Below are 12,983 nucleotides of genomic sequence, written 5' to 3'. Positions count from 1 at the left end.
CAGTAAATTGCCTTCCGTGGCGCAGTTTTCATGCTATCGACGGGAGTCTGCTTCGCTGGAGGCCCAACTGACGGATGGCTCTGCAATGAGCCTTCAGGCCCCTAAACAGGCGGAATGACGTTGTGTCTTTTTGTTGCTGATCGGTTAGAGTACGCGCCGCCCGAGAGATGGATCCCGGGCGTTTTCCTATGGAGCGTCAAATGAACCACTTCAGCAAAGTTGTCGCCTGTGCCCTGTTCGGCCTGGCCCTGGCGGGCTGCACCGGCACCCCGATGAAAACCAAGCAGTACGACAGCAGCCAATACACCGTGGTCGGCCACAGTGAAGCCAAGGCCACTGGCCTGCTGCTGTTCGGTGTGATCCCGATCCGCCAGAACAACCGCTTCGTGCGCGCCCAGGATGCGGCGATCAAGGCCAAGGGCGGCGACGCCATGATCAACACTCAGGTCCAGGAAAACTGGTTTTGGGCCTGGGTCCTGACCGGCTACACCACCTCGGTGTCGGGTGACGTGGTCAAGCTGAAGAACGTTCAGTAAGCCTGACCTGGTAAGTACGCTTACCCGTGGCGAGGGAGCAAGCTCCTTCGCCATAAAAGCTTGTTCAAGCCGTTACTTTCCTCCCACCACCATATGACTGAACGGCTCGACATACGCCTGCAACGTCACCAAGCCGCCCACCAGAATCGCCAGCACCACCGAGTGGAAAAACACGTAGCGCAGGATTTCCCCTTCGTGGCCGTACCAGCGCGTTGCGGTAGAGGCGACCACGATCGACTGGGCGTCGACCATCTTGCCCATGACCCCGCCTGAACTGTTCGCAGCGGCCATCAACACCGGGCTGATGCCCAACTGCTCCGCCGTCACCCTTTGCAAACCGCCGAACAGCACGTTGGACGCCGTGTCCGAACCGGTCAGCGCCACGCCGAGCCAGCCCAGCAGGGTGCCAAACATCGGGTAGAAAATCCCCGTCGCGGCGAAGGCCAGGCCCATGGTGGCGTCCAAGCCCGAATAGCGCGTGAGGAACCCCAGCGCCAGCATCGCCACGATGGTGATCAACGAATAACGCACCACCCACAGCGTTCGTAGGTACTGGCGCGCCAGTTGCGGGATGGAATAGCCCATCAGCAAACCGCCGAGAATTGCTGCCAGGAAGATGCCGCTGCCGGTGGCGGTGAACCAGTTGAATTTGTAGACCGCTTCCTCGGTTTTAGACTGGGGCACCACGGGCGGGACCTTTTCGATCTGCTGGTGGATCGTGCCGAACGTCACCAGCGGCGAGAAGATCGGATTCGCCTCGCGCATCGGCTTGCCCTGGGGATCGAGCCGGGCCGATTGGGTCTGAGGGTCGATGGCCGGGCGTGTATCGAACAGGTTCTTGAAGCCTTGGGTGCCCCAGGCAAATACGAACACCGTTAGGATGATCCATGGCATCCACGCGCGCAGCACGGCGGGACGGGCGTCGCTGCCGAAAGCGCCGGTGGCGACCGGTTGCTGTTGCTCGCTCGCCTCGATCTTCGAGTCATCATGCCGACCGGTCAACGCCGCCGAGGTGTGGATCGTGGCCGGTCTCCAGACCTTGAGGAAACCGGTCAGGCACGCCATGGAAATCAACGCGGCGATCACATCCACCAGCATCGGCCCGTGGTAGTTCGACACCAGGAACTGCGGGATGGCGAAGCTGACGCCGGCCACCAGGATCGCCGGCCAGACCTCCAGCATCTTGCGCCAGCCGGCAAACGCCCAGATCAGCCAGAACGGCACGATGACCGAGAAGAAGGGCAGTTGCCGGCCGACCATCATCGACAGCTCCATCTCATCCAGCCCGGTCACCTTGGCCAGCGTGATGATCGGTGTGCCCAGGGCGCCGAACGCCACCGGCGCGGTGTTGGCGATCAACGCCAGGCCCGACGCGGCGAGGGGCGAAAAACCCAGCCCGATCAGGATCGCCCCGGTCACCGCCACCGGCGTGCCGAAGCCCGCCGCGCCCTCGAAGAACGCGCCGAAACAAAAGGCGATCAGCAGCAACTGCAGACGCCGGTCGTCGGTGATGCGCGCCAGGGAATCCTGCAAGACCTTGAACGAGCCGTTCTCGGTGGTCAGCCGGTGCAGGAAGATGATGTTGAGCACGATCCAACCGATGGGTAGCAGCCCGTTGGCCGCGCCATACAACGCCGCCGAACCGGCCATGTCCGCGGGCATGCCGAAAGCGAAGATCGCAATGAGTAACGCCGAAGCCAGGGCATACAACGCCGCCAGGTGCGCCTTGATATGAAAGAACGCCAGGGACGCCAGCATCACCACCACCGGGACCGCCGCCAAGAGTGTCGACAGCACCGCATTACCGAAGGGATCGTAGACTTGTTGCCAGACCATGTTCCACCTCTGCTTTTTATTGTTGGAAGTGCAGGCCCCGGGGGGATTGGCAGAGAAGTATAGGCGGGGATTTGGTAAGCGATTGCCTGCCAACCCCCCGTGGCGAGGGAGCTTGCTCCCGCTGGGTGGCGAAGCCGCCCCAAAAATTTCTGCCTTGGCAAAAAGTTTGGGCCTGCTGCGCAGGCCAGCGGGAGCAAGCTCCCTCGCCACAGGGGGCTGAGCAACGGCGACTAGCGGGCTTCGACGTTATCCAGCGCGCGGTTGGCGAGCATTGTGCTCAGCTCGATCAGCTGCTGGATGCCCAGGGCAATGTGTCGTCGCGAGCCGTCCAGGTCGAACGCCAAGTCATTGATCATGGCATTGGCCGAGGCCAGGGTTTCGCTGAGGTTGGCGAGCAGGGCTTCGGTGTCGATGCCGTCGATGAGGGTGAAGAGTTGGCTTGGGTCCGCTTTCGGTTTGCCGGATTTTGGCTTGAGGTAGTAATCGAGGGCGCGGTCGGCGGCTTTGTCGAACTCTTTTGAGTCGGCTGGATCGGTGTCGGGTGGGTTGGGTGTTGGTTTGAACATAAATGAAACTCCAGATAAAAAATTGGAGCCATCACTCTCGCTACCAAACGAAGGGTGGTGGCCATACGAAGGTTGGTAGACCGGTTACCTGGCAACCCGGCGCGTCCGAGAACGCCCTGCGCATGACCACCATAAAACAGAGGACGTAGAAGTCCTTCGCATCAGGAGACACGTGCGCCAGGAAACCGGGCTACCAAACCCGATCGCTGATTTTCAGCGACTGAGGAACAGTAAAGCCCGACCCCAAGGCGCACAAGCCGGCGGATTCTGGCGTAGTTGTAGGTAACGGCGCAAGACGACGTAGCCTGATGCAGAAGGATCTTACAACTGAATAAACACAGTCCCTGATGCGCTGGGAGTTTGGCTTGGCAATGCATCCGTGGCGAGGGAGCTTGCTCCCGCTGGGTGGCGAAGCCGCCCCAGGAATCTCTGTCGAAATAAAGAACTTGGGGCCTGCTGCGCAGGCCAGCGGGAGCAAGCTCCCTCGCCACAGGGGGATGAGCAACGGCGGCTAGCGGGCTTCGACGTTATCCAGCGCGCGGTTGGCGAGCATTGTGCTCAGCTCGATCAGCTGCTGGATGCCCAGGGCAATGTGTCGTCGCGAGCCGTCCAGGTCGAACGCCAAGTCATTGATCATGGCATTGGCCGAGGCCAGGGTTTCGCTGAGGTTGGCGAGCAGGGCTTCGGTGTCGATGCCGTCGATGAGGGTGAAGAGTTGGCTTGGGTCCGCTTTCGGTTTGCCGGATTTTGGCTTGAGGTAGTAATCGAGGGCGCGGTCGGCGGCTTTGTCGAACTCTTTTGAGTCGGCTGGATCGGTGTCGGGTGGGTTCGGGGTTACTTTGAACATAGATGAAGTCTCATGTGGAATTTAGAGAAGCCATCACCCTCGCTACCAAACGAAGGGTGGCGGCCATACGAAGGTTGGTAGACCGGTCCACATGAACACCGGCGCGCCCGAAGACGCCCTACGCATGGCCACCATTCATGCAAATGCGCAAGGGCACTCGCAGAAAGTGAAGCTGTGCGTCATATGGAAAGCCGGGCTACCAAACCCGATCGCTGATTTTCAGCGACCGAGCAACAGTAAAGCCCGACCCCAAGGCGCACAAGCCGGCGGATTCTGGCGTAGTTGTAGGTAACGGCGCAAGACGACGTAGCCTGATGCAGAAGGATCCTACAACTGAATAAACACAGCCCCGTTGGGCTGGAGTTCGGATTAACAAAACACCGATGTTGAACCGGGAACCAGCCTTAACAAAGCACCCGTGGCGAGGGAGCTTGCTCCCGCTGGGTGGCGAAGCCGCCCCAAAAAATTTCTGCCTTGGCAAAAAGCTTGGGCCTGCTGCGCAGTCCAGCGGGAGCAAGCTCCCTCGCCACGAGAGCGTTTCGCAAGGCCACAAATACTGTGCACTCAGCCCTTCGCCGCCATCGCCGTCACTTCCACCCGCATCCCCTCGACCGCCAACGCCGCCACGCCCACGGCGGCGCGCACAGGCCAGGGCTTGGCGAAGAAGCGTTTGTACACCTCGTTGAAAGCCGCGCGATCGGCCATGTCGGTGAGGTAGATGGTCAAGTGCAACACGCGGTCCATGGAACTGCCGGCGCGTTCCAAGGCGGTCTTGAGCGCTTGCAACGTGCACTCGCTCTGCAGGGTGATGTCACCCAGCTCCAGGCTGCCGTCGGCGCGGGTCGGGATCTGCGTGGAAACCAGCAAGCCGCCGAAACCGGCGACGTCGGAGGAGATGGAGTCTGCGTCCGGGTCGGGGGTGAACGTGATGTCTTGGTTCGCCATGGAAGTCTCGTGCTCGAAAAGAAAGGAGGCCAGTCGCTTCAAGGCGACTGGCCTGCCAGTTTAACGCCGATCTTCGGGCTGTCAGCCACTTCCTCCGGTTCGAGCCGCCGTCACCGCCGGCCCTGGACCATCCGCTTGGCGGTCAGCACGTGTTCCAGTTGCGGTTCAGTGACCGCTACATGCGCGGCCATGTGCCGGGCCTGCTCCCAATCCAGGTCGGGGCGCAACCATTCGAGTGCATTCTCGCCCGTGAAGGCCAGCAGCCGCTGTTGTTGATTGGCAACATCGCCGTAGGTCACCAAGGCCAGTCCGTCACAGCCGTTCGGCCTTTCGCTGGCCTGGGCCAGGGCCGCGAGAAAAATTGGCGATGATTGTCTTGAGGTCGTATAGCTCAGGCGCTTGGCCTGGTGTTGCGCGGCCGTGTCCGAAGCTTCGTACCAGCCGTCCACCGCCACCAACACGCGACCGTCGCGCTTGATCCGGTCAAACACTTTGGAGCGCATCACCAGGTGCAGGGGCAGGTGGGTCAGCGGCGGCATCGTGCCCATCGACCAGACCGGCGACCACCCCCAGCGAACCTTGATGCACTCCAACCGCCCGCCACGGTTGCGGATGGCGCTGACCTGCATGTTCGGCTTGATCACGGTTTGTCGGTCATGAAGCGTGGGCTCCGCCGCGGCGTGAAGACAGTCAGCCGACAGGCTTGGGGGGTGGCTGGCGCCGAACGTATCCCGCTGGGCAAAAAACGCCAGGGAATCCTTGGAAGAAACTGGTTGAACGAAACATTCACACATCACGAAAACTCCAGGCAGACATAGGCAACACCCCGCCGTGACAGCCGCTGGTCCGAGCCATGATCGGTTGGCTGCGGCGGTGTTATGTACCTCCGAGCCGGGGCGTCAAAGCTTGGTTCGAAAATCCTGATCCTGACCGGATGAGCGGAAAATCAAACGGCATTTCATCCATTTATCCGACCGCTCATCGTCTCGGTGCAGAGCCGCGCATTTTCCCAGGGTGGTTCGTTTTGCTACCCGATGCCGCGTATCGACGGCGTATCGCGTGGCCTCTGATGAAGGAGATTGACCCATGACCCATATCGATAATCTGCTGGATAACAAAGGGACTCCCCTCGATAAGCAGACCTTTACCTGGCGCGACCTGGCCGGCAAACCCATCAGCAAGCTGGACGACGATGCGTTCACGCGGGTGCGGGTGATCCTGATGAACGGCGTTGAATCCGACGCGCTTCGGCTCAAGCATTTTGGCGCGCGTTTTCACAAGGAACTGCAATTGCCCCTGGCTCAGGTCAGGCGTGCCGAGCAGCACCAAATGACCGCCATCAATTGGTTGCTGTCGGCGGACCACTCACCTCTTGAAACCACCGTGGCGTATGAGCAGGTCGCGATCGAAGTGACTGCCGCCGTTGCCCAGAACGAACCTGATCCTTACCAGGCGCAAACCTATCGCTTTGGCCTGCTGGAAGATTTTGACCACCTCTACCGCTACGCCGCGATGCTTGATCGGCTGGAAGGCAAGGATGCCAACAACATCCTGCAAGGCTACACGGACATCGTGCCCGGCCGGCCGACCAGCGAGCATCACCGTGCCCCCGGCGATGACCTGCGCGACAACTACAAGAAAGAAAACGCCGCGCTGATCACCAAGATTCACGCCGCATTGATTACCGGCGCGGAGTACCAGACCCACGATTACTACATGAACATCGGTCCGTTGTTCGCCGATCCGGTGGCGCGCGCGTTGTACGCCGAAATTGCCTCGGTGGAGGAGCAGCACGTTACCCAATACGGCTCGCTGCAGGACCCCAGCGAAAGCTTCATGGAGAAGTGGCTGGTGCATGAAGCGATGGAGGTCTACACGTACGCCAGTTGCGCCGAGCAGGAAGAAAATCCCCGGATCAAGGCGATGTGGGAACGCTTCGTCGACTACGAACTGGGCCACTTGAACCTTGCCTGCGAGCTGTTCAAGAAGTACGAACGACGCGACCCTGCCGAAGTGCTCGGCGGTCAGTTGCCCCGCATGATCGAGTTCAAGAGCCAGCGTGATTTCGTGCGCGAGACCCTGTCGCGTGAAGTGGATTTGCGCGCCCACGGCATCGACTACGTGCCCAAGGAACGCGAAGGTCATGCCTCGCTCGACTACCGTGCCCAACTTAACAGCGAAGGCGTGCCCGCCAACATCGCCTCCGCCGGCTACACCTTCAAACCCGGCACTGAACTCAACCCAGTGGGAGAAGAACAATGAGCGAACGTCAAGTGACCATCGGCATGAATCGTACCGGCGTGCAGATGTCCCCCGAAGACACGGCTCGCCAACTGGAAGCCACCCGACTGTTCCCGGCGGACGTGCCCGGCGATATGAGCGATTACACCGCCGAACGCGAGCGCGCCATTCGCGAGGCCGACCTGATCGGCTCGGTGCCGGCCCCCGGCTCGGTCAAAGGCATGGTCAAGACCGCGTTGGACAAAACCATCGGCAAAGCCCCGGAAGTGCTGCTGGATAAACTGGGCGAGCGCCTGGCCTTCGAGCGCACCGGCGTGCGCTTGTACGAAGCGATGGTCGCCAAGGCGACGTCCGCGCCGGGAGCCGATCCGACGTTGGTGGAGACCTTGCGACAGATCCAGGCCGAGGAGCTCGAACACATGAACATCGTGCGCGAAGCCATCGAAACCCTCGGCGGCGACCCAACAGCCATGACACCCTGCGCGGACGTGGCGGGCGTCAAGGCCATGGGTGTCCTGCAGGTATTGACCGACCCACGCACGACAGTGTCGCAATCGATGAGCGCGATCCTGACCATCGAACTGGAAGACAACGCTGCCTGGGAATTGCTGATCGAGCTGGCGAAGAAGGGCGGTCATCCGCTGATTGCCAAGCGCTTCGGCCACGCCTTGGCACAAGAAGAAACGCACCTGGCGACGGTGCGCAACTTCATCAAGCAAGACCTGCTCGCGCAAGTGAGCTGATCCTGCTTTACGCCTGGTTCCACCCTGCCACTGCGGGGTGGGCCTTGCTCACTTTTAAAGGACAACCGCCCGTGAGTGAAACTGATCTTGAGATGGAATTGAAAGCCTGGCGATTGTTGCTTGAGGACGATGCGTATCGCCTGGACTTTCCTGAGGATTATTACGACACGTTGATTCGGCGTGCTGATGAATTGGTGCTTCACGAATTTATCAGCCTGGAGGATTGGCAGTTGCTCAAGGACGCCGCGGACCAGGCTTATCGGCTGACGGTTGAGATGCTTTCGCGCAACCAGCGCGATTGTTTGAATGTGGGGGGGATGCGGTTGCCTCGGATATGCACACCACCCACGCGTCCCTGAGCTAAACCACCTCACCCCTGCTCAATACTCCGCAAAACCACCTCCCGCGGCTCGATCCGAGGAAAATTCAAGCACTGCCAGCGCCACGCATCTTGCAGCATCCGCTCAAGCCCATGACGCGCCGCCCAACCCAATTGCCCGGCCGCTTTCCCCGGATCCGCCCAGCAACGAGCAATATCACCAGGTCGCCGCGGTTCGAAAGCCAGCGGCACCGTCACCCCAGTGACCCGCTCGAAAGCACTGACCACCTCCAACACCGAATAACCGCGCCCGGTGCCCAGGTTCCAGATATGCACCCCAGTCTGCTCGCGCAAGAACTCCATGGCTCGCAAATGCCCCTCGGCCAAGTCCATCACATGGACATAGTCCCGGATCCCGGTGCCGTCTGGCGTCGGGTAGTCGGAGCCGAAAATCCGCAGCACATCGCGCTCGCGATTGGCTACCTGCAACAAGTAGGGCAAGAGGTTGTTGGGCGTCTGCGTTGGCGTCTCTCCCAACTGACCGGAAAAGTGCGCGCCGATGGGATTGAAGTAGCGCAGTAACCCCACGGACCAGCGCCCATCGGACGCCGCCATGCTTCTCATGACGTGCTCGGCCATCAACTTCGACTGGCCGTACGGATTGGTTGGCTGACCCGTTGGGCACGTTTCGGCGATGGGCATCTGGGCGCAGTCGCCATAGACCGTCGCCGATGAGCTGAATACCAGCTTGAACACGCCCGCGTCGGCCATGGCCTGGCACAGCGTGACGCTGCCGCTGACGTTCGTTTCGAAATACCTCAACGGCTCGCGCACACTTTCACCCACGGCCTTGAGCCCGGCGCAATGGACGACGGCCTCGATGGGGTACTCCTTGAAGACGTTATCCAATGCCCGACGGTTGCGCACATCGGCGTGGATGAAGCCCGGCTCACGGCCCACTACCTTCGCAATGCGCTGCACTGTCGTTCGGGAGCTGTTGCAGAGGTTGTCGAGGATCAGCACCGCGTCGCCCCGGTTCATCAACTCGACCGCCACGTGAGCACCTATATAACCCGCACCACCTGTCACCAAAATCATCACTCGATCCCCCTCGGTTATCCCTGTCCTGGTGTCTGTTGGGCAAGACACTCGGCGTTGTCCGGCGGTCTCTCTCGGCAGTGGTGCGCGTTTGAGACATCAGCCTGTTCTGTTGAGGGTGGTGGCGAGTGCCAGGAGTTCAGAGCAGTTGACTGATCGGTGTGTGCACTTTGTCGGCTGGCTTCAACAAGATTTGGAACGGCATCGAAATCGCCTTTCTCCAACGTCCACAAGGCAGCGCGTGAGGGATGTGTTCAGGCCTTGTCTGGCAGGCAGGGCAGTGCCAGGTCCTCGCCAGGAATTGTGCTCGGTCCAGCATCGGTCTCTAGAAAAGGAAACTTATATGAATCAACAAGAACAGCTTCTTCCCCAACACGGCGCCGCTGCCGCCACGGGCTTGCGACCTACGCTTCTGTGCCTGTCGCACTTGCGCTGGGGCTTTGTCTACCAGCGTCCCCAACACGTGATGTCGCGATTGGCCAAGGATTACGACGTGCTGTTTTTCGAGGAGCCGATATTCGAGGGCCGGCAGTCCGCGCACCTGGAAACCTACGCGGTGGCTGAGGGTGTGACGGTGTTGGTGCCCAGGCTTCCCGAAGCGCTGGATGAAACCCAGGTGATAGACGCGCAGCGTGAGTTGCTCGATGCCTGGCTGGCCGAGCACTGGCCGAATGAATTGATGCTCTGGTACCTCACGCCGATGAGCCAGGCTTTCACCGATCATCTGGAACCCAATGTAGTGATCTTCGATTGCATGGACGAGCTCTCGGCCTTCAAGTTCGCGCCGCCCGCGTTGGTGGAAATGGAACGCCGGTTGATGGCCAAGGCCGATGTGGTGTTCACCGGCGGCTACAGCTTGTGGGAAGCCAAGCGGCAACATCACGACAACGTCCATGCCATGCCCAGCAGCGTCGACATCGCGCACTTCGGCGCAGCCCGGCAGCCGATTCCCGACCCGGCGGACCAGGCCGATATCGGCCATCCGCGGCTGGGTTTCTTCGGCGTCATCGATGAGCGTTTCGATATCGAGCTGGTCGGCGAGCTGGCGGCGCTGCGGCCCGACTGGAACATTGTATTGATCGGGCCGGTGGTGAAGATCGATCCGCAGACGTTGCCGCGCCTGTCGAATATCCATTACCTGGGCGCCAGGCAATATGACGAACTACCGGCTTATCTGGCGGGATGGGACGTGGCGTTGATGCCGTTCGCCCTGAACGAATCCACACGCTTCATCAGCCCCACCAAGACGCCCGAATACCTGGCGGGTGGTTGCCCTGTGGTGTCTACGCCAATTCGCGATGTCGTCAATGGCTACGGCGAGAGTGGGGTGGTGGCCATTGCCGATTCGCCCCAGGGGTTCATCGACGCGATTCAGGCCGCGCTGGACTTGCGGACCCAGCCAGGGGTGATTGCGCAGTATGCCGACAAGGCGCTGGACGGCATGTCTTGGGACAAGACCTGCGCCCAGATGAAGGAGCAGATCGAATGCCAACGATAACCCTCGATACCCTCGGCACCCTCGGTACATTTCAGGACAGCGCGCCGTATGACTATCTGATCGTCGGTGCCGGTTTCGCTGGCAGCGTGTTGGCCGAGCGGCTGGCCGAAGGGTTGGGCAAGCGCGTCCTGCTGGTCGATCGTCGCGATCACATCGGTGGCAATGCATACGACCATCTAGATGAGGCGGGCGTGTTAGTCCACCGCTACGGGCCGCACATCTTCCACACCAATGCCCAGCGCATTGTCGATTACCTGTCGCGGTTCACCGAATGGAGACCGTACGAGCATCGGGTCCTGGCCCAGGTCGATGAGCATCGCGTGCCGATTCCCATCAACCTGACGACGCTCAACACGCTGTTCGGGCTGTCCATGGATGAAGCGCAAGCCGAAGCGTTCCTGGCGCAACGGGCAGAACCTGTGGACCCGATCCGCACCTCCGAAGACGTGGTCATCAACCAGATCGGGCGCGAACTCTACGAGACATTCTTTCGCGGCTACACCCGCAAGCAGTGGGGCCTTGACCCTTCGCAACTGGACAAATCGGTGACCTCGCGAGTGCCGACACGCACCAACACGGACGATCGGTATTTCACCGACCAGTTCCAGATGATGCCCTTGCACGGCTACACCCGGATGTTCGAGCGCATGCTCGACCATCCGAACATCGATGTGCTGTTGTCCACCGATTTCAGGACCGTGCGCGAACGCATCCCTCATCGTGAGCTGGTGTATTGCGGGCCTATCGATGAGTACTTCGATCATTGCTTTGGCCGACTGCCCTATCGCTCGTTGCGTTTCCAGCATGAAACCATCGATCAGGAGCAGTTCCAGCCGGTGGCGGTGGTCAATTACCCGGACGAGGCGGTGCCCTACACGCGCATCACCGAATACAAGCACCTCACCGGCCAGGAACACCCGCGCACCAGCGTGACCTACGAGTTTCCCTGTGCCGAGGGCGACCCGTATTACCCAGTGCCACGCGCGGAGAACGCCGAGCTATACAAACGCTACAAGGCGTTGGCTGACGAAACACCGGGGGTGACTTTCCTCGGTCGGCTGGGCACCTATAAGTACTACAACATGGACCAGGTGATAGGGCAGGCGCTCGCGCTGTATCAGCGCATCGCCGAGCAGGAAGGTGTCGAGTTGAAGGCCCACGAGGTCGAGCCAGGTTGATGCCTGGCTCTGCGATCGAGCACAGGGAGACAGCATCGTGCAGCAAAGGATCTTCAGCAGTTTCATGATGGCCGGCTATGAATGCTCGTCCCAACGGCGTGCCGATGGGCGTCGGTTGGACATGCTCGCCGCGACCCGCCACGACCGATGGGCAGAGCAGGATTATCGCCAGCTCGCCGACCTCGGCATTCGTTGTGCCAGGGACGGCCTGCGTTGGCATTTGATCGAGCAGCAACCAGGCCGGTATGACTGGAGCAGCTTTTTGCCGATGCTGCGGGCGGCCCGACGTTGTGATGTGCAAGTGGTCTGGGACTTGTGTCATTACGGCTACCCCGACGACCTGGATATCTGGCGTCCGGCCTTCGTCGAGCGGTTTGCCCGGTTCGCTGGCGCCGTGGCGCGGCTGATGCGCGAGGAAGGAATCGAGATCCCGTTCTACTCGCCGATCAATGAAATCTCGTTCTGGAGTTGGGCCGGCGGGGATGTCGCCTATTTCAATCCGGGTGCGCAAGGTCGGGGCACGGAACTCAAGCACCAACTGGTGCGGGCGAGCATCGCGGCGATCGAGGCGATTCGCGAGGTGATTCCCGGGGCGCGGTTTGTCCAGTGCGATCCGCTGATCAACGTGCTTTCCTCATCGCGCAGAACCGAAGACGTCGAGGCCGCCGAGGCGTATCGCCAATCCCAGTTCGAGGCCTGGGATTTGCTCACCGGTCGAAGTTGGCCAGGGCTGGGCGGACGAGAAGAGTACCTGGATATCCTCGGTGTGAACTTCTACCCCCATAACCAGTGGTTCCTTCACGGTGGTCGGATCGAGCAGGGAAGCGCGGATTATCGTCCGTTGGTGGGCATGCTCAGTGAAGTCCACCAACGTTATCGCAGGCCCTTGTTGCTCTCGGAAACCGGGGCCGAAGACACTGCCCGCGTGCCCTGGCTGCACTCCATCGGTGAGCAACTGGCGCTGGCCATCGGGCGCGGTATGCCGATAGAGGGCGTGTGCTGGTACCCGTTTCTCGACTACCCGGGCTGGGACGATGATCGCTACTGTCCCACCGGTGTGTTTGGCTATGCCGACAGCGAGGGCAGCCGCGCGTCTTTTCATCCGCTGCATAGGGCGATGAAAGAGTTGCAGGCGCGGTTTGCCTCAGCCAGGGCGACTGAGCAGCTGCAATGAAC

The 12,983-nt window shown here is 60.8% G+C and carries 13 protein-coding genes; 7 read left to right on the top strand and 6 right to left on the bottom strand.

Annotated elements, in window-relative coordinates; translation table 11 throughout:
• Positions 1 to 200 precede the first annotated feature (200 nt).
• Positions 201 to 536 (top strand): hypothetical protein, encoded by a 336-nt coding sequence (locus HU762_RS13340; RefSeq protein ID WP_186609217.1) that lies wholly within the window; start codon positions 201 to 203, stop codon positions 534 to 536.
• 72 nt (positions 537 to 608) lie between these two features.
• Here HU762_RS13340 and HU762_RS13335 read toward each other — a convergent pair whose 3' ends face one another.
• From HU762_RS13335 to HU762_RS13315, 5 genes are all read right to left on the bottom strand, one after another.
• On the bottom strand, positions 609 to 2,372 hold the full coding sequence (locus tag HU762_RS13335; protein ID WP_186637567.1) for an L-lactate permease: 1,764 nt from the start codon (positions 2,370 to 2,372) through the stop codon (positions 609 to 611).
• Positions 2,373 to 2,602: 230 nt separating this feature from the next.
• Positions 2,603 to 2,938 carry a DUF6124 family protein gene (locus tag HU762_RS13330; protein ID WP_186637564.1) on the bottom strand — a complete coding sequence of 112 codons (336 nt, stop codon included), beginning with the start codon at positions 2,936 to 2,938 and terminating at the stop codon, positions 2,603 to 2,605.
• Positions 2,939 to 3,449: 511 nt separating this feature from the next.
• A complete protein-coding gene (locus HU762_RS13325; protein ID WP_186637561.1) occupies positions 3,450 to 3,785 on the bottom strand; it encodes a DUF6124 family protein in 336 nt (111 codons plus the stop codon).
• Positions 3,786 to 4,349: 564 nt separating this feature from the next.
• A complete protein-coding gene (locus HU762_RS13320) occupies positions 4,350 to 4,730 on the bottom strand; it encodes a RidA family protein (protein WP_186637557.1) in 381 nt (126 codons plus the stop codon).
• 110 nt (positions 4,731 to 4,840) lie between these two features.
• On the bottom strand, positions 4,841 to 5,524 hold the full coding sequence (locus tag HU762_RS13315) for an SOS response-associated peptidase family protein (protein ID WP_186637554.1): 684 nt from the start codon (positions 5,522 to 5,524) through the stop codon (positions 4,841 to 4,843).
• Positions 5,525 to 5,816: 292 nt separating this feature from the next.
• Between HU762_RS13315 and HU762_RS13310 the strand changes: the two genes are divergently transcribed.
• The 3 genes from HU762_RS13310 to HU762_RS13300 all read left to right on the top strand — a co-directional run bounded on the left by HU762_RS13310 (position 5,817) and on the right by HU762_RS13300 (position 8,073).
• Complete coding sequence (locus HU762_RS13310) at positions 5,817 to 6,992, top strand: hypothetical protein (protein ID WP_186637551.1); 1,176 nt, start codon at positions 5,817 to 5,819, stop codon at positions 6,990 to 6,992.
• Complete coding sequence (locus HU762_RS13305) at positions 6,989 to 7,714, top strand: ferritin-like domain-containing protein (protein ID WP_186637549.1); 726 nt, start codon at positions 6,989 to 6,991, stop codon at positions 7,712 to 7,714. The genes HU762_RS13310 and HU762_RS13305 overlap by 4 nt, the downstream gene beginning before the upstream one ends.
• Before the next feature lie 71 nt (positions 7,715 to 7,785).
• Positions 7,786 to 8,073 (top strand): hypothetical protein, encoded by a 288-nt coding sequence (locus HU762_RS13300; protein WP_186637547.1) that lies wholly within the window; start codon positions 7,786 to 7,788, stop codon positions 8,071 to 8,073.
• Positions 8,074 to 8,084: 11 nt separating this feature from the next.
• On the opposite strand, the gene galE is transcribed toward HU762_RS13300, so the two are convergent.
• Positions 8,085 to 9,131 (bottom strand): UDP-glucose 4-epimerase GalE, encoded by a 1,047-nt coding sequence (gene galE, locus HU762_RS13295; protein WP_186637545.1) that lies wholly within the window; start codon positions 9,129 to 9,131, stop codon positions 8,085 to 8,087.
• A 343-nt stretch (positions 9,132 to 9,474) separates the two neighbouring features.
• Here galE and HU762_RS13290 point away from each other — a divergent pair, with 343 nt between their 5' ends.
• The 3 genes from HU762_RS13290 (at position 9,475) to HU762_RS13280 (ending at position 12,981) form a co-directional block, all read left to right on the top strand.
• Entirely contained in the window at positions 9,475 to 10,629 is a 1,155-nt protein-coding gene (locus HU762_RS13290; protein ID WP_186637543.1) for a glycosyltransferase family 1 protein, read from the top strand.
• Positions 10,617 to 11,807 carry a UDP-galactopyranose mutase gene (gene glf / locus HU762_RS13285; RefSeq protein WP_186637541.1) on the top strand — a complete coding sequence of 397 codons (1,191 nt, stop codon included), beginning with the start codon at positions 10,617 to 10,619 and terminating at the stop codon, positions 11,805 to 11,807. Before HU762_RS13290 ends, glf begins: the two co-directional genes overlap by 13 nt.
• Positions 11,808 to 11,871: 64 nt before the next feature.
• A complete protein-coding gene (locus HU762_RS13280) occupies positions 11,872 to 12,981 on the top strand; it encodes a beta-glucosidase (RefSeq protein ID WP_186637933.1) in 1,110 nt (369 codons plus the stop codon).
• The last annotated feature ends 2 nt before the right edge of the window (positions 12,982 to 12,983 follow it).

The sequence above is a fragment of the Pseudomonas sp. SWRI92 genome (genome assembly GCF_014268685.1).
Lineage (GTDB): Bacteria > Pseudomonadota > Gammaproteobacteria > Pseudomonadales > Pseudomonadaceae > Aquipseudomonas > Aquipseudomonas marvdashtae.
The sequence above is the reverse complement of the archived record's forward strand: the minus strand, read 5'-3'. Positions and strand labels throughout refer to the sequence as shown.